Source organism: Novosphingobium sp. BL-A-41-Hi4A-0G (assembly GCF_055521735.1).
Map to the genome: position 1 here is coordinate 1162422 of NZ_CM145501.1, position 21462 is coordinate 1183883.

Here is a 21462-nt window from a genome sequence, read left to right on the forward strand (position 1 = left end):
GGCGATCCTTCGGGGTCGCCATTTTTTATCCAAAACCAAGCATTTGCGTGTTTGCACCTTGTGCAAAATGTGGTTGATCGGGTTTGCAGCAGAAACATTTGCTGCTAACATGAACGCAACATAAACAGAAAAGTCTTCGGGCCGCGTCGTTGATTTTCCGACGGGGGCACTTGCAAATGAGGTTCATGAATTCGCGGAAGCGTGGCTTGCTGTCGGGGGCAGCGGGTCTGGCGACGCTTGCATTTGCACCGTTTCCGCAGGTGGCCTTGGCGCAAGTGGCTGGCCCGCCATCGCGCGATGAGCTTCGCGGCATTACCGGGCAGGCGCCTGCGGCTCCCTCACAATTGTCGATCAAGGGCGGCATCGAACGTTCGCCCTGTCCGCTCGACGATCCGCAATATGCGGACATCAAGGTTACCATCAGCGAGGTGACCTTCAACAACCTGAAGGAAGTCGCGCCCGAAGAACTGGGCGAGACGTGGAAGCCCCTGGTCGGCTCGGCTCAACCGATTTCGGTGCTGTGCGAGATACGCGATGCAGCAGGCACGATGCTGCGCAACAAGGGCTATCTTGCTGCGGTTCAGGTGCCGACCCAGAAGATCGAGAATGGCCAGATCCGCATGGAGGTGATCTATGCGCGGATCGCTGCTGTCCGCGCCCGCGGCGAAACGCGCGGGGCCGAGCGCAAGCTCGAGCAGTATCTTTCGGCTCTCACTGGCGACGAGGTATTCAACCAGCGCCGCGCCGAACGCTATCTGCTGCTCGCCCGCGATTTGCCGGGGTACAACGTACAGCTCACGCTCAAGCCTGCCGGTACGGGCGCGGGCGATCTGGTGGCGGAAGTCAGCGTGCTGCGTGAGCCTTATGCGGTCGACCTCACCTTGCAGAACCTCTCCTCCGAAGCCACCGGCCGGTTCGGCGGCCAGATCCGTGCCCAGTTCTTCGGCCTCACCGGCATGGGCGATGCGACCACGCTTTCCTATTACGCCACGTCCGATTTCAGCGAGCAGCACATCCTGCAGGGCTCGCACGAATTCCGCCCGGGTTCTAAGGGCCTGATCGTCGGTGGCCAGCTCACTTACGCGTGGACCAAGCCGGATGTTGCAGGCCTGCCGGCCAATGTCTCGCTCGACGCACGCACGCTCTATGCCAGCCTTTATGCGCGCTATCCGCTGCAGCGCTCGCTTTCGCGCAACATCTGGCTGAGTGGTGGTTTCGACCTGGTCAATCAGGACGTCGACCTGATCGGCCCACTGACGCGGGACAAGATTCGCGTTGCGTGGAGCAGGCTCGATCTCGATGCGGTCGATACCAATCACGCCTTGCCGAAATGGCGCGTCTCGTCTTCGCTCGAACTGCGACAGGGCCTGTCGATCCTTGACGCAACCAAGCCATGCACCGGGCCCGGTTGCGCCACGCAAACCCCGGCGAGCCGGGCCGATGGGGCGCCGAGTGCAACCGTCGTGCGCTGGCAGGGCGAATACGAGCGGGCTGTGGGCCGCATCTCGTTCCTGTTGGCTCCCCGCGCGCAGTATGCGTTCAAACCGCTCTACAGCTTCGAGGAATTCTCGGCGGGCAATTTTACCGTCGGGCGTGGCTTTGATCCGGGCGAACTGATCGGCGACAATGCCGTCGGGGCTACCGCCGAGCTTCGCGGGCCGCGTTTGCCCTTCGGCAGCAGCCGCAGCATCCGCATCCAGCCCTTCGTCTTTGCCGATGCAGCATGGGTCTGGAACAAGGGTGTGCCAGGTTCCGAATGGCTCACGTCGGCCGGTGGCGGCATCCGCTCCGATATCGGCTCGCGTTTCCGTCTTGAGGCCACACTGGCCGTACCGCTCGAGAAGGTCGGCCTCCAGACCAAGCGTTCCGATCCCCGTTTTCTCGTGACCCTGACCACACGGCTCCTGCCGTGGAGGAGCTTCTGATGCGCGCCATGCTTCCCGTCACCCGCCAGAAGTTGCTTTCGGCATCCGGACTCGCGCTGGCGACCGCTCTGGTGGCGTCAGCGCCTGCGCTGCGCGCCCAGTCGTTCCAGGCAACGCCGACATCCACGTTCGGTTCGGTCACCATCAACACGACGCCGACGACGACAGCGATCACGGTCTCCAGTCCGAGCGCTGTGATCAACTGGACTCCGACCGACACCGCAGCGACCGGCGGGCCGATCATCATCCAGACGTCCGGCACAACGGCGACATTCACGAACAACCCGGCCGCAAACTCCGATTTTGCGGTTCTCAACCGTATCATTCCTTCGGGCTCGACCCGACCGATCCAGTTCGACGGTACCGTTGTGTCTCGCTTGCAGACGGCTGCGGGCGGTCAGGTCCCGGGCGGGACGGTGTTCTTCTACAGCCCTGGCGGCATCCTGATCGGCGCATCGTCGGTATTCGACGTGGGCAACCTTGTCCTGACCACGTCGGACCTGAACTTCGACAGCGCCGGCAATTTCGACAGCAGCGGCTCTTATGTGTTCCAGCCGGCAACAGTCGCGGGCTCGCAGATCATTGTGAATGCCGGTGCCCAGCTTGGCGCGACGGCGGATGGCTCCTACATCGCGATGGTCGCGCCTTCGGTGACGAACAACGGCACGATAACCGTCAATGGCTCTGCCGCGCTGGTAGCGGCCGATGCGGCCACGATCACCTTCTCACCCAGCGGGCTGTTCGACATCCAGGTCGATTCCGGCACCAGCGCTACGGGAACGGTCGCGGCAAACAATGGTACAATCACGGGGCCAGCAGCCTCGGGCGGAATTTTCCTGCATCGCATCTACATGGTCGCCGTTCCCAAGAACGATGCGATCACCATGGCGATCAATGCTGGCAGCACGCTGGGCTTCGATATCGCCGGGGCGGCGGATGTCAGCGGCAATACGATCATTCTCTCGGCCGGACACAACGTCAATGGTGGCAATCCTGCCTTTGCTCCGTCTGCAGGCGGGGGGACGGGCCTCGTCTCGATCACTGGAGGCGATGCAGACATCACCTCCAACTTCGTCGCCAGCGCAACCGGCGGAGTGGTCTTCGGGTCGACGTCGAGTGCGGGTCTTGATTTTGCATCGAACGTTTCGATCGAAGGAACTGGTGGCAACAACTCGATATTCTCGAACACTGGCGGCAGCGTTAACGTCGCCGGTGACCTGAGCATCTCCGGGGACGCTTTCGGCGCTATTACCTCACCGGATGTCACGGCGCGCAGTGCGGAAATCTATGCCACCGATGGCGGTGCAATCACCATCGGCGGGAACGTGCTGATCACCGCAAACGCCTTTGGTGGCGCGGCCGTTGCGCCTGGCGCAACGGGCGGACAGGCAACCGGATCGTTTGCCAAGATCCAGTCCAACAATGGCGGACAGATCACGATCTCGGGTAATGCCACGCTTCAGGCCAATGCGCTTGGCGGACAGGCGCAGACGACTGGCGCAGGTGGTGGAGGTGCCACTGCTGGCACTGCGTGGGTGCTGAGCACGGGCACTGGAGGCTCGAGCGTCCAGATCGCCGGTACTGTCGACCTTTCTGCAGCGGCGACGGGGGCCAACGGCCTTGGCTGCGTTACCTGTACACTTGATGGAGGCAGCGCTCAGGGCGGCCTTACGGCAATCCGGGCGAACGGCGATTCAACGATCAGCATCGGTGCAGCAGCCCAACTGACCGCTAGCGCTCTGGCAGGAAGCTCCGCAACCGGGGCCGGTGGCAACGCTGCGGGTGGTCAGGTCAGCATCTTCACGCTTGGTACCTCGTCACTCTCGCTGCATTCCACCACCGGTTCCGCCAATGCCGTTGGCGGTGATGGCGCGACAGCGGGCGGCTCGGCACTCGGCGGCAACGTATCCCTGTCGACCAACGCCACGTCTGGGACGGGTATCACCATCAACGGACAAGCTCGGTTCGATGCCTTGGCATTTGCCAGCAACGGCATTGGTGCGAGTGGCGCATCTGGCAGCGCCAATGGCGGTTCGGTCAACATTTTTGCCAATACGACCGACATCAGCATTACCGGAAGTCTGGATGTATCGGCAGGGGCATTCGGGGCAACGGGCGCCGGATCGACCTTGGCGGTCACGGGCGGTTTTGTCACTGCTGAAGCCCGCAACGGCGCAACTCTCTCGGCCACGACAGGCATCTCGCTTACAGCAAATGCAAACGGCACGCCCGCGGGCGGGACTACGGCTGCCGGCGCGGCGACCGGGGGCACTGTCGATATCTTCGCCAACGGCGGCACGGTGCAGACGGCAGGTCTGTTCATGACCGCCAACGGCAGCGGGGGTGCTCAATTCGGTTCGGCAGCTTCAGGAGCCGGGAACGGTGGTCTGGCGCATGTGCGTGTGTCCGCTGGCGGGCAACTCCTTGCAAGCGGGGATATCGATGTCGCCGCAACCGGGCGGGGCGGTGATGGAACTGATGGGTCCGGTGCGGCCGGCAATGGCAACGGTGGCATCGCTCGCATCACGATGACCGGTGGCCAGCTTTCAGGCAACGCGGCACTCTCATTGGTGGCCGAAGGCTATGGCGGCAATGGCACCGCTGCAGGATCCGGGCAGGGTGGCAGTGTCAATATCGCAATCTCGGATGCCGCGTTCACGAGCAATGGCATTGCCTACATCGGAGCGATTGGATCGGGCGGGGATCAGACCAGTTTCACGCCGGGCAGTAGCGCCGGTAGCGCAACGGGTGGGTCAATCCTGTTTACTTCGAACCGCAGCACGGTTCACCTCAGCCAGACGGGCGATGCAACCTTCGAAGTGACCGGATTTGCCGGTTCGGGCGAGACCCCGGCCAGTGGCACCGGTGGTGGCATCCAGTTTTCAGCGAACAGCTCGACTGTCGATGCTTTCAACAGTCTGAACCTGTTTGCAGAAGGCGTGGGCAGCCTCGGCATCGCCGGCGGCAATGGCGGAGACGGTGTAGGCGGCGACGTTTCGCTGCTTGCAGGATCGGCGGTTTCAGCCGTCACGCAGATTTCGGCGCCGACGCTGCAGATAAGCGCAACGGGACGTGGCGGAGACGGCGCAATTGCGTTGACGCTTGGTCAAGTCAGCGGCAGCGGCGGCAATGCCCAAGGTGGTGACATCACGCTCTTGTCGGCCCCGGATGGCGGAGTTTTTTCTTCCGGACAGTTGCTGGCGTCTGCTGCTGCTGTCGCCGGTAGCGGGGCCGATGGCATTTCTGGCACGCCGACCGGCGGGCAGGGTGGTGTCGGCGGGACAGCGACGGGGGGGCGGATCAATATAGGTTCGGCTACTCCGGCAGGCGGAACTGGGGCAGGAGGCTACCAGTTCGATTTCGCTTCCATGAGCGTACTCGCGCAGGGCGGCAATGGCGGTAATGGCGGTTCAGGTCCTACCCAAGGTGCTGGCGGCAGCGGCGGTGCGGCCACCGGCGGTTCCGCGACAGTGTTCCTCGACCTGGCGGGCAGCACCTTCTCCGCCACCGGCGACGTCAACTTCCTGGCCGATGCCAATGGCGGCAATGGCGGGACGTGCGGCATAACCTGCACCGCTGCGGGTGGGAATGCGCAAGGCGGGGCGCTCAATCTTGGGACCGGCCTCGGTTCTACCGGACGCGACATAACCATTGGCGGCACGCTCACCATGAGCGCGCTGGGCTTTGGTGGCGGCTCCTATGGCGTGACGGGCGGTTCCGCGACTGGCGGAACCGTTCTCGTGCGGCTCGATTCCGGCATGAGCTTCAGCGCGAGCCAGGTCGAGCTCTACGCCAGCGCAAGGGGCGGCGACGAGTTCACCAACCAGACCGGGGGCAGTGCCCAGGGCGGTTCCGCATCGTTCATTGCCTCGGGCACCAGCACGGCAACCGTTTCCGGCACGATCAACATCTACAGCGACGGTAACGGAGGTAGCGGACGTGACATCGGTGCGAGCGGCGGCGCGGGCACCGGCGGCACCAGCAGGCTCTACAGCGGGGGCGGGGCAATCACCGTCACTGGCGGCACAGCTATCGAGGCCAGCGGTTTTGGCGGGGCCGGGAGCTTCGACAGCACCAGCGGGAGCGGGGGTGCTGGTACGGGTGGCACGGCGCTGCTCACGGTGGGAACGCCCACGGCGCTTGGCAACAATGGCAACATCAATGTCGGTGGGTTCACGTTTGTTACCTCCGAAGGCACCGGGGGCGATGGCTGGCAGGGTGGCATTGGTACTGGCGGCTTCGTAGGTATCTCGGCGCGTCAGGGCACGCTCACGCTCGATACCGTTTTCGCGACTGGTGACGGTTTCGGCGGATATGGTCTGCTGGGTGGAAGCGGCGGCTCGGCGACCGGTGGCACGCTGGAGGTATTTGCCAACAATGCTCTGGAAGGCGCTAGCCAGGTTACCATCACCAGTCTGACCGCCGATGCGTCAGCCTCTGGCGGATTCGGAGGTAATGCAGGTGTCCCGGGCGGGACCGGCGGCGTCGGCGGTGCGGCCGAGGGCGGCTCGGTGATCGTGGCCGGCTCGGCCGGGAATGGCCGGATGCAAGTTGGCAGCGTGAATGCGCTCGCGAATGGGACAGGTGGTGGTGGCGGCCTGGGTGGGATCGGCGGTGCCGGAGGCAATGGCACTGGAGGTGCCGTGCAGATTGGTACGGTCAGCGGGCTCGATACCGGCTCCTTGAACACCGGTTCCGGCACTTACGCAAATGTCCTTGCCTTTGCGGCAGGCATTGGTGGTGATGGCGGCAGCGGAGACGCCTCTACCGGAACAGGCGGCGCAGGCGGCAACGCTTTGGCCGGAGGCACCACGCTGCTCGTCCGGGGAAGCCAGACGACGATCACTGGTACCGGTAGTTTTGCCGCGCACGCAGTGGGTGGCAATGGCGGGGCGGGGGCCACGCTCGGCGCAGGCGGCAATGCCTCGGTCGGCAACGTTACCAGCGTCGATCAACTGGCAGGTGCGGCGCTTGTCATCACGAGCCGCTTCCAGCAGCCGACACAGCGTGGTTCACTGACGGCGGGGGATCTGAGCTTCAGCGCGACTGCCACGGGCGGCACCGGGTCAGTGGCCGGTACCTCGACGATGATCGGCGATGCGGTCGACGTCCAATTGATCAACGGCGACTTCACCGGCACGAACCTGTCGCTTCAGGCGACGGCTGACGCCGTTACGCCAGGCTCGCTCGCTGAGTTCATTGCGATGACCGGCTCTTCGGCCAACCTGACCGGCGGCTTGTTGTTCACGACACCTGGCGCGTTCTCGCTCACCCTCGACCAGTCTGCACTGAACGCCGACCACGTGTCGATCAGCGCGGGTAACTGGGTGTTCGCCTCAAGTGCACCCGCAACGGTGGGCACACTGAGCGGAGCGTCCTCGCTCAGCCTTTCGTCGGGCCAGGATCTGGTCGGCTACGCGAACCTCAGCACGCAAGGATCGCTCACGCTGCTGGCGGGCGGTCGGATCGATTTTGGTGCCCTGTTCGCGCTGGGCGCGATCGACGTCACCGCTGGCAATTCGCTGACACTTGGTGATGTGAACTCGGGCGACTCGATCGACCTGACGTCGCAGGCCGTTGCCGCGACCGGCAACCTGACCGCAGCAACGTCCATTTCCGTGACGTCGGCAAGCAATGTGACGACAGGCAATCTCGCCGCCGGATCGGGTACGCCATCGGGAGCCAACGGCGACCTCTACTCCATCGGCATTCGCTCTGGCGGAAATGTTGTGACCGGCGCTGTCTTCGCCGCTTCCGACCTCGGCATTGCTGCTGCGGGCAATTTGACTACGGGCTTCGTCAGGGCCTTCGATAACCTTCTGCTGGCTGGAGGCAGCGTCAGCGTCGATAGCCTTTCGATTGTGAACCGGACGCTGATCGCCAACAGTTCGATGGCAGTTCTCGGCCAGACGCCCGCCGGGTTCGACAAGGAGCTGGTCTTTGCGGCCGTACCTGTCGCAACAGCCGGGGCCGTAGCGATTGCCAATCAGTCGACGTTCGGCACCTTGCGGATTGCGGCGGGGACCACGGTTACTGCAGGCAATCTGTTCGCTGGTGGCAGCATTGGCGTGACCAGCACCGGCAACATGAACTTCGGCAATGTGCAGGCGCAGAGCAACCGGCTTGAGCTGATTTCGCGCAGCGGTTCGATCACGGCCAACAACCTGTTTTCCCAATCGGATGTCCTCGCCAGCGGCGCTGCAGGGCTTTCGCTCGCGCAGGTGCGTGGGCGGGACCTTGCGTTGCTGTCGAACGGCAATGTTTCGGTCCAGCTTGCGCTTGCCGGAATCGTGACCAACGCCACGACAAACCAGATCACCAATGCGACCGGACGCCTGCTGATCGCCAATTCCTCAATGCTGCCGGTAACTTCGGCCCTGCCCGGATCGATCAACTACAATGCGCTTTTCGCAGCAACGCCGGTTCGCACGGGCGGCACTGCAACAATCTCGCAAGCAGCGGTGGCTGGGCGCATCTCTGCTGCGACGGCGGGCAACTTTACCGGCGGCGGCATGGCAGGTTTCAGCGGAATCGAGGTCGAATCCGGCGGCCTTGTTACCGTAAGCCAGCGCTGGGGTGGGCCGCAGGTTACTATTGTCTCGGCAGACATCGCCATCATCGACAATGGACCCAATACAACCGGACCGACCGGACCGACCGGCCCGCAAATCTTGTCCGGCATCCGCACCACGGAGACCGGTTTTGTGGACCTGATCTCAAACTCGAGCAGCACCGCGCTGATCGGTGACGGGCTGACGGGGAGCGGTTATTCGCTGAGCAATTCCGAAATCGGTCTGATCTCGACGGGCGAACTGACAATCGCTGCCGTGGACCAGTCAGCCAACGCCACGGACATGCTGATCGGCAACGTCTCGCTGACAGCGGGCGGGACGATCGGATCGACCATTGCTGCCGGCACTGCAGGCAAGATCATCTTCGCATCGGGCAATCTGCAGACCCAGACGCCGGGTGGCGCGATCCGTGTTGTGGGGACGGTCAACGGGACAGGATTTGCGCAATCCAACATCCTCGAATTCACGACCGGCAGGTTCGAACTCGATGCGGCGACAGGGGCGATCAACCTCACTTCGGCCAGCCAGCAGACGACCGGTGCGCCGCTCGGCGGCGTGATCGAGATCAACGCGGCGAATATCCATGTCGCGGCAGGAAGCATCCTCGAAAAGCTGGCGGCCGATCCTCTCTATGCAGGGCGGATCGAGGAACTGAATGCCCCCGCTGCCGTGCAACGCCCCGAAGGTGTGTTGCGCGCGCTCGGGCTGGATCTATTGCCTACAGGGACCCTATACATCCAGAATACCGGGACGGCGCTCAATCCGGCAGGTTTCCTGGCGAACTTCGATCTGGTCGACGTGACGGCCCCGACCAACGCGACCCCCGGCACGATCTCGATCGTGGTCAACGGAGCCTTCCAGACGCCGACAGGCATCGTCTCCGGCTTTGCCGCACACGATCTGGTGGTCAACGATCCGGACGCGAACTTCGCACCCTACACGGCCGATAGCCAGATCAACGGATGTCTGCTCAGCGCGACAGTCTGTTCGGTCATGCCGGAAGGGCCGGACACGATCGGCCAGATTTCGGGTCAGATCGAGATCATCTCGAACCAGACGCTCGGCTCTACGCCGACCTTTGTCGAGGAACCGGCGGCTCCTGCCAGCGAAGAGGGCAGTGACGATGAGGCTCCACCGCCTCAGCAGGAAGAGGCAAGCGAGGGTGAACAGGCAGCGTCCAGTCCCATCGCGCCACCACCACAGCTTATCGACAGCAGACCGCTCGAACCGCAGACGCAAGTCGAGCAACCCGTGGCAGGCAGCGGCAACCCCGCCCTGATCGGCTCGGTGGTCAACGAGAACAGCGCGGAAGGAGACGACCAGTGAACGCGCGGAACAACGGATCGATGAACACGCTGCGGCGTGGACTCCTGCTTGGCCGTGTCTCGCTTCTGGCGGGCATGATCGCCACGGCCATACCCACATTCGCTGCCGAAGGGCAGCAACCCCTGTCCATTCGCAATTCCTTCCGTGTCGGCAGTTCGGGTGTGACCTGTACCGCCCAGAACGCGCCGCTCGACAAGCGGCTCGGCGGCATATTCGACCGGAGTTACCGGCTGAGCTGCCGCGATGCCTCGGGCGCAGTGGGCACGCTGATTGCGGTACGCCGCGATGTCGCGATGGGAAGCGAGCCGACGGGCTTGCCGGGGGTTACCCTAGCCTGTGGTGGCGACGGCGCAGTGATGATCGAGGCTCTGGGCCGGGTTGCGGCGGTCAATTGCCGCGATCAGGCGGCCAACGTCGACTATAAGCGCTACGCGGTAAAGCGGGGGGGAACGACCTACTTCGTAGAAGGGCTGGCCGGATACGATCCCGCGCTTCGTCTGGCGCTTGCCAGCGTCATTGCCGATGCTCCGGTTGCGGGCGAGATCCGCGTGGCTACGACCGAAGTCAGCGATCCGGCAGCTTTTGCCCGTGTCCAGGCGGGCCAGCTCGACCGGCTCGGCGCGCGGGACGAAGGCTATTTGCGCAACAATGGCGGGCGCTTTGCCGAATCGTCCGAGTTCTTCGAGGCGCTTGCCAACCGCGATCGCAACTCGGGTTCTGCGGGTTTGGCAGAAGCGCTGGCAAACCAGGCTCTTCAGCAATCGAACCTTGGCAACTTCACCACGGCAGACCGGCTGCTCGCGCAAGCCGGATCTGCCATGGCGCGTGGTGACGGGGTTACCCAGCGGTTGATCCGCAACTACCGGGCGATCAACCGCCTGAACCAGCGCAAGCCTGCGGCAGCGCTCAAGGAGCTCTCGACGCCGGTCAATGCCATCGGCGATGTCTTTGACCGAGGCAGCCTCGAAGCCGGTTTGATCAACATGCCGCTGGCCGAACAGATCAACCGCGAAAGTTCGGCGCTCAAGCGGCTTGGCGCGGTCGACCCGGGGCTGAGTGATACAGAGCGGGCCGAGATACTCGATGCGCAGGCCGATGCGCTCAAGGCTACAGCGACGCGCCTGCAGGGACGTTACGACGAAGCGATCAAGGGCTTCGAAGGCGCCGGACGGCGGCTTGAGGCCGTTCGTGGTGGCCGCGTTGCTTCTGCGGGGTGGCTGCGTTCGGAGATCCAGATCGAGCTGGCGCTTCTTGCCGAAGCACAGGGTCGCAAGGCAGACAGTGGCGCGGCATTTGACCGTGCCATTGCGCTGATCGGGGCCTCCTTCCCGCAATCGCCTGCGCTTCTGGCAGCGCAGGCGCGCAAGGCCGCATGGCTCGGTCGTTCCGGAGACGAGGCCGGAGCGCTAGCGCTCTATGGCAAGGTCGTTGAGGACAGTCTGGTAGTGCCCGATGCGGGTACGACGCTGCGTGATCTGCTGGGGCCGTACTTCGGACTGCTTGCGAAGAGCGGTGGGGTCGAAAGCGCGAAGGCGACCTTTGCCGCATCGCAGGTGCTGCAGCGACCCGGCGTCGCGCAGACGCAGGCGGTGCTGGCCCGTCAGATGTCTGAAGGCAATGACGAGGCTGCGGCCCTGTTCCGCCTCTCGCTTGCCCGCACACGCGATATTGCCCGGACCGAGGCGCTCGTCGAGCAGCTCTCGACCGTTTCGACTCCCGACGCCCAGCAGGCAGCAGCACTGCAATCGGCACAGGATAACCTAGCGTCGCTGCGCCGCGATCAGACCGCGCTGGTGAGCAAGTTGGCAGCCTTCCCGCGCTACAACGTGCTGGCGCCGCGCAGCGTGGAATTGGGCGAGCTGCAATCGGCCCTGAAGGGTGGGGAGTCCTATTACAAGCTGATGGTCGTGGGCGAGCGGGTCTATGGTCTGTTTGTCACCAAGGGTGCTGCGCGCGTGGTGGACCTTAGCCTTTCGCCTGCCGACATGGCAAAGCAGGTCAAGGAGATCCGCGATACCATCGTCAAGGTCGAGAATGGTCAGCAGGTCAACTATCCGTTCGATCTCGATAAGTCGCGCGCGCTCTACAAGACGCTGTTCGGACAGGTGGAAGACATGCTTCCCACCACGCGGCACCTGATCTTCGAGCCCGATGGCGCAATGCTGCAACTGCCGCCGACGGTGCTGGTGACCGGCGATAAAGGCGTCGCCGAATACAAGAAGCGGATGGAGAGCCCCGACGGCGATCCGTTCGACTTTACCGGCGTGGAATGGCTCGGCCGAGGGCGCGAGGTAACGATCGCGGTGAGCCCGCGCGGGTTCCTGGACATCCGCAAGCTTGCTGCGTCCGGTGCACCTCGGAACTATCTGGGTCTGGGACACAACGCCAAGCCAGCCGCACGCCCGGTCACTGCGGTGGCCGACGAATGCGACTGGCCGCTGGCGACATGGCAGAACCCGATCTCGGCTGACGAACTGCTATTTGCGCAAAAGAAGCTGAGCCTCGGGGGCAGCGCCGTGAAGACCGATGCGGCTTTCAGCGACAGCGCGCTGCTTTCCGAAGCCGATCTCGACCAATACCGTGTGCTGCATTTTGCCACGCATGGTCTGGTGACTGCACCGCGTGCCGATTGTCCAGCGCGACCCGCGTTGGTGACCAGCTTCGGTGACATGGGCTCCGACGGGTTGCTGACCTTCCGCGAGATCTTCGACCTCAAGCTCAACGCTGATCTCGTGATCCTTTCGGCCTGCGACACGGCGGGCATGGCAACGGTCGCTGCAAGCCGCGAGGCTGGCGTGACGACAGGTGGCAACTATGCGCTCGACGGGTTGGTCCGAGCCTTTGTTGGGGCGGGGGCTCGAACGGTCATCGCCAGTCACTGGCCAGTGCCGGACGACTTCGATGCGACAAAGCGCCTGATCGGCGGCGTGATCGATTCCATGCCGGATCAGGAACTCGCCAACGCGCTGGAGGGCGCGCAGGAAAAGCTGATGGATGACCCGAACACTTCTCATCCGTTCTACTGGGCGGCGTTCATCATCGTGGGCGATGGCGCGAAGCCGCTGGTCAGCGGGAAGGCACCGATGACGTCGGTCGAGGTGCCTCCTGCTTCAGCTGTGGCTGCAAGGCGGTAGGGGGCTGAAAAATCCGGTCAGGTTACCGTTCTCCATTTGCGTTAACGCAGCGCGACTGGAGAGCGGCGATGTGGCTTGATCGGAACATTCAGACTGAGACGGTTCTGCACTCCGGCGGGCTAGAGCCCGCGCTCCTGCAGGCAAGTTACCGGCGGGGCGTGTTTCGGGCCAAGGTTAATGTCCGCTCGATTTCATGCGACACCGCGCAGGTCGACTGCATGGAGAATCCGCGTCTCGGAACGATGGTATGGCTCACCTTTCCGGGCCTCGAATCACGCGCTGCGATTGTCGAGGAAAGTGGTGGGTTCCGTGTGACGCTGCGACTGGCAGAGCCCCTGCATCCGGCCGTTCTTGATGCATTGCTGGGTGGTCGCCTGCGGACCTGGCACTGAAGGCGCACCCTTGTTGGAAGGCTTGCGTCCGTTCAGCGACCGGCAACTTGATCTGGCTGACAAGGCCACGACCGTGGGCGGGCGTCTGCCATTGGCTTGATGCAAGCCGCAGCAGGTATCGCTAGCATGGTCGGCGCAACGAGGTGCAGACCATGAGCCAGCGGGATCCTACCGACTCATTCAACGTTAAACGCGGATTCCGCCTTGATCGCCGTCAGATGATTGGTGCCCTGCTCGCTGGGGTTGTCTTTCCCGGAACGCCGCTGATGGCGGGTCCCGGCGGCAAGGGAGGTGGCAGGCCTGCCAGCGCCTTTGCAGAAATGGAGCGACTGGCGACCCTGGAGGCACGCGGGGCGACGGTTTCCTTAACGCCCGGCGATAGCTGGAACGGCCTCGCCGGTTCAGGCTTTGCGCAAGTGCCACAGGACCCAGCGCGCACCACGGCGAAGCCAGCCATGCGACTGCTGGTGCCGCCAGGGCAAGTCTATGTGGATCGTATGGTCGTTGGCGTTGCCGCCGGGGCGAACGATCGCGGCGACTGCCTCACCAATCTAGGCCTTGCGGGCGTGGAAGTGTTTTTCGAGGGCCGCATGGCGCGTATCGAGCGTCCGACCATGTGGCACTATCGTGATGCTGGGGGCGTGATACGTTCGGCCTTCGGTTGGTGGGCTGAACTCGTTCATGATGGGCGCCACATTGTCGAGAGCGCCGACGGTGGCGCGGAAGTCTGGTTCAGGGCCATCCCGCGCGATCCGACGATGCAGGTCCGTGTCATTGGGCCCTACCGGTTCCACCCCCGGGCGAAGATGCATGATCTCGAACTGATCGTGGCACCATCGCGTCCGGCAATTGCGGGGAGACGGTTTCCGACCCTGCAGGCGGCGGCGGAGCACATCCGTCAGCGCGGCGCCAACTTTGCACGCATCACTATCGTCGAGCGTGGGCTACACGAATGGGATGGACTGGCTGCAGGTTACCATACCTGGGGTTATACGGTCGTCGACGCGACGGACCCGGTCGTGATTGGCAAGGCTCAGCCGAAGACTGGAGTGAGAAACTACGACGCAGTCAACACGATGCGCCCTCGACTGGAGCCGATCTGCTTTCGCGGTGCAAACCTGACGCTCGATTTCCGCAACGTCTTTCAACTCTATCACGAGAGGCCGACCAACCGGCAGCACTGGCTGGATGGCTGCACAATGACCAACAGCGATCCGGCCGGGCGTGCGGCGCTGTGGCGCAAGGGGTCGCGACCTATTGCTCAGGTGGTGCGTGATTGGCCCTGGTTTACCGACGTGACGGCGACGAACCTCCACAACGCAATGGTCTAGTGCTCGCTCGCGCGCAATTGCACGCTTCAGCGCGGCGCTTTTGACATGTTCACCGAAAGTCTGTGTGTCTATGGCAACCGTGTCAGCGAATGGGACACGACCGAGGACTGGACCGTCTATCGCCCCGCGCTCGAAATCACCTACGCAGGCCAGGGCGCTGCGACGCTTGCTTGTTCCGGCACCAACCTTGCAGCATCACGGGTGTTCACCGCGATGGTCGATGGCGTGACGGTGGGGACTTTCGCCACCGGTAATGGCGATGCAGTTCACTTTGCAGGGACGAATTACGATTTCGCCGGCGTGGCTCGATGGCTCAACAGTCTGCCCGACTGGTCGGCTCGAGTTGTCGACAACACTCATCTTGCCGCGTCCAACCAAGCTTTGGGCACCATCGGACCTTGGGGCCCGTTGCCGGTCGAAGGCAAATCGCTGAAGCTCTTCAGCTACTTCGACTTGCATGCCGACTTCTACCAGAAGAACGCCACCGGAGTGGTCAAGGAAAACGTGGTGATCATGGACAACGTCGCCACGCAAATCGTGGCCCAGGACCTGTTCTTCACGGGCAGCGGAGGCTGTTCGGATTTCTTTGCGGTCAATAACGTCTTCGTGAACAAGAACCGTAGCGGGCCAACCGACAATCACGCCCACATCGCCAGCCAGTTGACCAACCCGCAGAGTCACGTGGTGATAGCGTTCAATTCCCTGACCCGACAGAATATCGTGATCCGCGGCGATCTCGGCAACACCACGCTCGATGCCTATTGCCTGATCGCGGATAATGCAGTGCGTGAAGTGAGTTGGAGAGGCAAGCCAAGAGGCGACGGCGCCATACGCGGAAACGCCCCACCGGACGATGGGGCGAAGTGAAGCGCAATGCGCTGTTCTAATCGAAAGAAATGGCTCCCTGAGTAGGATTCGAACCTACGACCAAGTGATTAACAGTCACCTACTCTACCGCTGAGCTATCAGGGAGCAGCCTCGGTCTCCCGGGGCAGGACCGCGCTAATAACAGGCGATTCCGGTTTGGCAAGCACCTGTTTTCAATTTTCTCTCAGACCATGAACTGTTCGGCGAAGATGCGGTCCTCGAGGCTCTGCCCACGGTCGAACATCAGGGTCAGGCGATGCTCGGGCCAGGCTTTGACGCGCACCTCGCGCACGTCGCGCACCTCCTTCTGATCGGCCACGACGAGGACCGGCCGCTTCACCGATTCGAGTGCCTTGAACACGATCTCGTAAGTGTCGGGCAGAATCGCGCCGCGCCAGCGACGAGGGCGGAAGGGACTGATCGGGGTGAGCGCCAGCATGTTGGAGGACAGCGGCAGGATCGGGCCGTTGGCAGAGAGGTTGTAGGCGGTGGAACCAGCAGGCGTAGCCACGAGCACGCCGTCACAGGCGAGTTCGGGCATGCGCACCTTGCCATTGACGCTGACCTCAAGCTTGGCGGTCTGGCGGGTTTCGCGAAGGATCGACACTTCGTTGATCGCGCAGACCGAGTGTTCCTCGCCGGTGTTGGTGATCGCGGTCATCCGCAGGGGCGAGACCGAGATTCGCGTGGCCTTGGCAAGGCGCTCCTCGATACTGCGGCTCGACCTGTACTTGTTCATCAGGAAGCCGACTGTACCGAGATTGAGGCCGAAGGCGGGAACGACATGGTCGATATCGAGCATGGTATGCAGCGTCTGCAGCATGAAGCCGTCACCGCCGATCACCACGGCCGCGTCTGCCTCTTCGAGCGGCACCCAGTCGCGACTCTTCAGCAGCGTCTCGTACGCGTCCTGAGCGCGCTCGCTGGGCGAGGCCAGCAGGGCGAGGCGGGCGAAATCCGGCATTTGTCTTCAAGCCCCCGTCGAACGCAGCAGAAAAAGTCCTGACGGGGAGATATGGGGCGGACCGGATTGGCGCAATGCACAAAAGCATGGCAAACGCAGCGCGGCGCACAGGCGGAACGCTTTGGCAAGGATAGCCCGCTAAAGATGCGACGATGCCAAGGCCCACGCGACTTTCCAGCGCCGACGATGTGCGCGACAGCCTTACCGGGCTTCCCGGCATGGCGGGAGCGGCATCGTGGTTCGCGGGGCATCAGCGCGGCTATGTCCACGCCATGCTGCTCGGCTTGCACCGGTTCCGCACTGTGAACCTTGCCTATGGTCATTCAGGTGGCGACAGCGTGTTAGCGGAAATCGCTCGCCGCATTGCCGACTTTGCTGCCAAGGAACTGGAAGCCAATGCGCTGGTCGCACGGGTCGGCGGGGGCGAATTCCTTGTGGCCAGCAGTGGGACGATCAGCCGCGATCGTTGGCAGTGGCTGGCTGAAGCGCTGACCCGCCGGATATCGCGCAGCCTGCCGATGAGCGGCGATGTGCTGCATCTGGTACCGCGCACGGCGTTGCTGCGCGGGCTTCCTGGTGAGGGCGGGGCGGCGTTGATCGATCGTTTGGATCAGGCGCTGGGCTCGCTGCAGCAGCAGGCCGGGCGGCGTCTCCTTTGGGCGGACGGATCGCACCGTGCTCGGGGGCGCAGTGCTGCGCGGCTTGAGGCGGACTTGATCGGAGCGATGGCGCGGGATGAGATCGGTCTGGTGTTTCAACCGCAATATGCCGTCGCAGATGGATCGCTTGCAGGCGTTGAGGCCCTGGCGCGGTGGGATCATCCCCAGCTGGGCCGGATGGGCGCGGAGACGCTGTTCGCAATAGCCGAGCGTGGCGATCACGTCGCGCAGTTATCGCGCCATATTGCCAGAAAGGCGCTGGCCATTGCGGCGGCTTGGCCGGAAGGGCTTGCCGTTTCGCTGAATGTTACCGCGGAAGATCTGGCCGATGACAGTTTCTCTGCAGACTTCTCGGAACTGCTTAGGTCGATCGGTTTCGCGCCTGCGCGCTTGACGCTTGAGGTGACCGAGCACGCACTCGTGGCCGATTTCGCGCGCTCGTCCGAGGCTTTGGCTGAACTTGCCAGTCTTGGCGTGAGAATAGCACTCGATGATTTCGGTACGGGATATGCGAACTTCCGCACGCTGAAGGCCTTGCCGCTCGATACGATCAAGCTCGATGCCTCGCTGGTGCGTGATGTGGACAGCGATGCGCGGGACCGGGCGATCTTTACCGCCATTGTCGCCATGGCGCGTGCGCTCGGGCTCAAGCTGGTGTGCGAGGGTGTAGAACGCGAGAGCCAGCTTGCGGTGCTCGTCGAGGAAGGGTGCGATACCTTTCAGGGGTTTCTGCGATCCGGGCCGGTTGGCGCGGACGAGATCACTGCGCTGATCTGATCCGACTGAGCAGACGGCCTAAGCCACCTTCTTCGCCCGCCTCGCGATTGCCGAAAGACCCTTGGTCAGCTGGACCAGACCGTTGAGGCGACCTTCTGCCGTGCCCCACGCGCGGGTGATGACCAGCTTGTTGTCGGGACGCAGCTTGGCGACGCCGTTGAGGCGCTCGACGTAGCCGATCAGGCCCATGGGATCGGGGAACGTGTCCTTGTGGAAGCTCACCAGCGCGCCCTTGGGGCCGACGTCGATCTTGGCGATGTTGGCGGCTATGGCCTGCCGCTTGACCTCGATCAGGCGCAGCAGGTTCTGGGTCGGGCCGGGGAGCGGACCGAACCGGTCGATCATTTCGGCGGCCAGAGCCTCGACCGCGTCCGGACCTTCGGCATCGTTCATGCGGCGGTATAGCGCCATGCGCACGGCGAGATCGGGTACGTAGTCCTCGGGGATCATGATCGGCGCGTCGAGCGTGATCTGCGGGCTCAGCGCCTCGCGTTCACGCGCAAGGCCGATGTCGCCCGCCTTGGCGGCAAGGATCGCGTCTTCCAGCATGGACTGGTAGAGTTCGAAGCCGACTTCCTTGATATGGCCCGACTGTTCGTCGCCGAGCAGGTTGCCTGCGCCACGAATGTCGAGATCGTGGCTGGCCAGCTGGAAGCCTGCGCCGAGGCTGTCGAGATCGCCGAGCACCTTGAGGCGCTTTTCCGCAACTTCGGACAGGGCCATCGTCTCGGGATAGGTGAGGTAGGCGTAGGCGCGGATCTTGGCGCGGCCGACGCGACCGCGCAGCTGGTAGAGCTGGGCAAGGCCGAAGCGGTCGGCGCGGTGGATGACGATGGTGTTGGCCGAGGGAATGTCGATGCCGCTTTCGATGATCGTGGTCGACAGCAGGACTTCGTACTTCTTTTCGTAGAACGCGCCCATGCGGTCCTCGACCTCGGTCGGGATCATCTGGCCGTGCGCTGTGACGAAGCGGACTTCTGGGACGTTCAGCCGCAGCCACTCTTCCAGTTCCGGCATGTCGGCGATGCGCGGTACGACGATGAAGCTCTGCCCCCCGCGCTGGTGTTCGCGCAGCAGCGCCTCGCGCATCACCATGTCGTCCCATGGCATCACGTAAGTGCGGGTGGCGAGGCGGTCGACCGGCGGGGTCTGGATCGTGGACAGCTCGCGCAGGCCTGACATGGCCATCTGCAGTGTGCGCGGGATCGGCGTGGCGGTGAGAGTGAGGACGTGGACGTCCGCCTTCAGTTCCTTCAGCTTCTCCTTGTGGGTGACGCCGAAGCGCTGTTCCTCATCGACGATGACGAGGCCGAGGCGCTTGAATTCTACCGACTTGGCGAGCAGCGCGTGGGTGCCGACGACAATGTCGATCGTGCCAGCGGCGAGGCCGGCCTTGGTTTCCGCTGATTCCTTGGCAGGTACGAGGCGCGAGAGGCGGCCGATCTGGAGCGGGAAGCCGTTGAAGCGCTCGACGAAATTCGAGTAGTGCTGGCGCGCGAGTAGCGTGGTCGGCGCGATGACGGCCACCTGAACGCCCTGCATGGCCGCGACGAAGGCGGCACGAAGAGCGACTTCGGTCTTGCCGAAGCCGACGTCGCCGCAGACGAGGCGGTCCATCGGCTTGCCTTCGACCATGTCGGACAGGACATCGCCGATGGCGCGTTCCTGATCCTCGGTTTCCTCCCACGGGAAGCGATCGACAAAGGGGCCGTAGCTGGCGGGATCGACAGGGAGGATTTCGCCCTGCCGCAGCGCGCGGTGGGCGGCGGTGGCCATGAGCTGGCCGGCCATTTCAAGAATGCGCTCGCGCATCCGCGCCTTGCGGCGCTGCCATGCCTCGCCGCCAAGCTTGTCGAGCGCAACGCCATCGGCGTCAGAGCCGTAGCGCGAGAGGACATCGAGGTTCTCGACGGGGATGTAGAGCTTGTCGCCGCCGGAGTATTCAAGCTGGACGCAATCGTGAGGGGAATCGCCGACGCCGATGGCTTCGAGGCCAAGATAGCGACCAATGCCGTGGTCCATGTGGACGACGAGATCGCCGGGGGTGAGGGCGGACAGCTCGGCCAGGAAGGCGTCGGCGTCCTTGCGCTTCTTCTTGCGGCGGACGAGGCGGTCACCGAGGATGTCCTGCTCGGTCAGCAGTTCCAGATCGTCGCTGGCAAAGCCCTGTTCGAGCGGCAGGACCACGGCGGCGGGCTTACCGCTGGCGGCGAGGCCTAGCGCTTCCTGCCAGGTTTCGGCCATCTGTGGGGTAAACTTGCCCGCCTCAGCCAGCAACGAGGCGAGGCGTGAGCGCGAACCGGTGGTATAAGCCGCGATGATCGGCTTCTTGCCGCGAACGCCGAGGGCCGAGATGTACTTGGCGGCCGCTTCGTAAATGTTGGTGCCGCCAGAGGTGGCGGCGGCGCGTTCGGGCGTGAAATCGTGGCTGGAGGCGAAGCCGAAATCGACGACCTGCCTGGACTCTGGCTCGGCAAACAGCGTGGTGCGGTGGACGGGCCAGCCTGCCAGCGCGCGGTCCAGTTCGTCGCGCGAGAGGTAGAGCGCGGTTTCTGACAGGGGGCGATAGCTGCCGGGGGCCTTGGACGAGCTGTCGAGACGCGACTGGTGGTAGTCGGAAATGTCGGCAACGCGCTGTTCGGCTGCCTTGATCGCGGTCGTGTCAATCAGGACGAGATCGCCTTCGCCCAGATGGTCGAACAGGGTGACGAGGCGGTCTTCGAACAGCGGGAGCCAGTGCTCCATGCCGGCAAGGCGGCGGCCGTCGGTGATCGCCTGATAGAGCGGGTCGCCGGTGGCGTTGGCGCCAAACAGTTCGCGGTAGCGGCTGCGGAAGCGCTTGATGCTGTCTTCATCGAGCAGGGCTTCGCTGGCGGGGAGCAGGAGGTGCGTTTCGACGGGCTGGACCGAGCGCTGCGTGTTCGGATCGAACAGGCGCAGGGTTTCGAGCTCGTCGCCGAAGAAATCGAGCCTTAGGCCATGGTCAAGGCCAGACGGGAAGATGTCGAAGACCGAGCCGCGCACCGCGTATTCGCCTGCGTCGACGACGGTATCGGTGCGCGAATAGCCTTGGCGCTGCAGGAGCGCGATCAGGCTTTCGCGGCCGATTTCAGCACCCGGCGTTAGCAGGCGGGTGGATTCGCGGAGGCGGAAAGGGGTGAGCACTCGCTGGAGCGCGGCGTTGATCGTGGTGACGAGCAGCTGCGGGCCGGATCGCTTGTGCTGCAGCTTTTGCAAGGCGGCGAGACGGCGGGCGCTGACGGAAAGCGCGGGTGAGGCGCGGTCGAACGGCAGGCAGTCCCACGCGGGGAAGTCGATGACCTCAAGGTCCGGCGCGAAGAACGCGGCGCTATCGGCAATCGCGCGCATCGCTGCTTCATCAGGCGCGATGAACACGGCACGGCCCTTGGCGGCGCGGGCGAGGTCAGCCAGCACGAGCGGCTGCGCGCCGCGCGCAACGGACGAAAGCGTGAGCGGCGTCTTTGCCGAGAGGATCCGGGCGAGGTCTGACATGG

9 protein-coding genes and 1 tRNA gene are annotated in these 21462 nt (G+C 63.8%); 7 read left to right on the forward strand and 3 right to left on the reverse strand.

What is annotated here, in order from left to right; all coding sequences use genetic code 11:
• Window positions 1-185 precede the first annotated feature (185 nt).
• From ACZ1JX_RS05640 to ACZ1JX_RS05665, 6 genes are all read left to right on the forward strand, one after another.
• The gene (locus tag ACZ1JX_RS05640; RefSeq protein WP_465125783.1) at window positions 186-1925 is read left to right on the forward strand and encodes a ShlB/FhaC/HecB family hemolysin secretion/activation protein; all 1740 of its coding nucleotides are present in this window, start codon (window positions 186-188) and stop codon (window positions 1923-1925) included.
• A complete protein-coding gene (locus tag ACZ1JX_RS05645; protein WP_465125784.1) occupies window positions 1925-9823 on the forward strand; it encodes a hypothetical protein in 7899 nt (2632 codons plus the stop codon). Before ACZ1JX_RS05640 ends, ACZ1JX_RS05645 begins: the two co-directional genes overlap by 1 nt.
• Window positions 9820-12957, forward strand: coding sequence for a CHAT domain-containing protein (locus ACZ1JX_RS05650; protein WP_465125785.1), 3138 nt, complete (start codon window positions 9820-9822; stop codon window positions 12955-12957). The genes ACZ1JX_RS05645 and ACZ1JX_RS05650 overlap by 4 nt, the downstream gene beginning before the upstream one ends.
• 68 nt (window positions 12958-13025) lie before the next feature.
• Complete coding sequence (locus tag ACZ1JX_RS05655; protein ID WP_465125786.1) at window positions 13026-13349, forward strand: hypothetical protein; 324 nt, start codon at window positions 13026-13028, stop codon at window positions 13347-13349.
• 152 nt (window positions 13350-13501) lie between these two features.
• Entirely contained in the window at window positions 13502-14680 is a 1179-nt protein-coding gene (locus ACZ1JX_RS05660) for a hypothetical protein (RefSeq protein ID WP_465125787.1), read from the forward strand.
• Between the two features lie 45 nt (window positions 14681-14725).
• Window positions 14726-15547 (forward strand): hypothetical protein, encoded by an 822-nt coding sequence (locus tag ACZ1JX_RS05665; RefSeq protein WP_465125788.1) that lies wholly within the window; start codon window positions 14726-14728, stop codon window positions 15545-15547.
• Window positions 15548-15577: 30 nt separating this feature from the next.
• Here ACZ1JX_RS05665 and ACZ1JX_RS05670 read toward each other — a convergent pair.
• Window positions 15578-15652: transfer RNA gene (locus tag ACZ1JX_RS05670), tRNA-Asn, on the reverse strand.
• 79 nt (window positions 15653-15731) lie between these two features.
• The gene (locus ACZ1JX_RS05675) at window positions 15732-16511 is read right to left on the reverse strand and encodes an NAD kinase (protein ID WP_465125789.1); all 780 of its coding nucleotides are present in this window, start codon (window positions 16509-16511) and stop codon (window positions 15732-15734) included.
• Window positions 16512-16663: 152 nt separating this feature from the next.
• Between ACZ1JX_RS05675 and ACZ1JX_RS05680 the strand changes: the two genes are divergently transcribed.
• Entirely contained in the window at window positions 16664-17947 is a 1284-nt protein-coding gene (locus ACZ1JX_RS05680; RefSeq protein WP_465125790.1) for an EAL domain-containing protein, read from the forward strand.
• 18 nt (window positions 17948-17965) lie between these two features.
• Here ACZ1JX_RS05680 and mfd read toward each other — a convergent pair whose 3' ends face one another.
• Window positions 17966-21460, reverse strand: coding sequence for a transcription-repair coupling factor (gene mfd / locus ACZ1JX_RS05685; RefSeq protein ID WP_465125791.1), 3495 nt, complete (start codon window positions 21458-21460; stop codon window positions 17966-17968).
• Window positions 21461-21462: the final 2 nt, after the last annotated feature.

Coding starts and splice junctions, on each gene's coding strand:
- ACZ1JX_RS05640 (WP_465125783.1), top strand. CDS start 186: ATGAATTCGCGGAAGCGTGGCTTGCTGTCGGGGGCAGCGGGTCTGGCG.
- ACZ1JX_RS05645 (WP_465125784.1), top strand. CDS start 1,925: ATGCGCGCCATGCTTCCCGTCACCCGCCAGAAGTTGCTTTCGGCATCC.
- ACZ1JX_RS05655 (WP_465125786.1), top strand. CDS start 13,026: ATGTGGCTTGATCGGAACATTCAGACTGAGACGGTTCTGCACTCCGGC.
- ACZ1JX_RS05660 (WP_465125787.1), top strand. CDS start 13,502: ATGAGCCAGCGGGATCCTACCGACTCATTCAACGTTAAACGCGGATTC.
- ACZ1JX_RS05665 (WP_465125788.1), top strand. CDS start 14,726: ATGTTCACCGAAAGTCTGTGTGTCTATGGCAACCGTGTCAGCGAATGG.
- ACZ1JX_RS05675 (WP_465125789.1), bottom strand. CDS start 16,511: ATGCCGGATTTCGCCCGCCTCGCCCTGCTGGCCTCGCCCAGCGAGCGC.
- ACZ1JX_RS05680 (WP_465125790.1), top strand. CDS start 16,664: ATGCCAAGGCCCACGCGACTTTCCAGCGCCGACGATGTGCGCGACAGC.
- mfd (WP_465125791.1), bottom strand. CDS start 21,460: ATGTCAGACCTCGCCCGGATCCTCTCGGCAAAGACGCCGCTCACGCTT.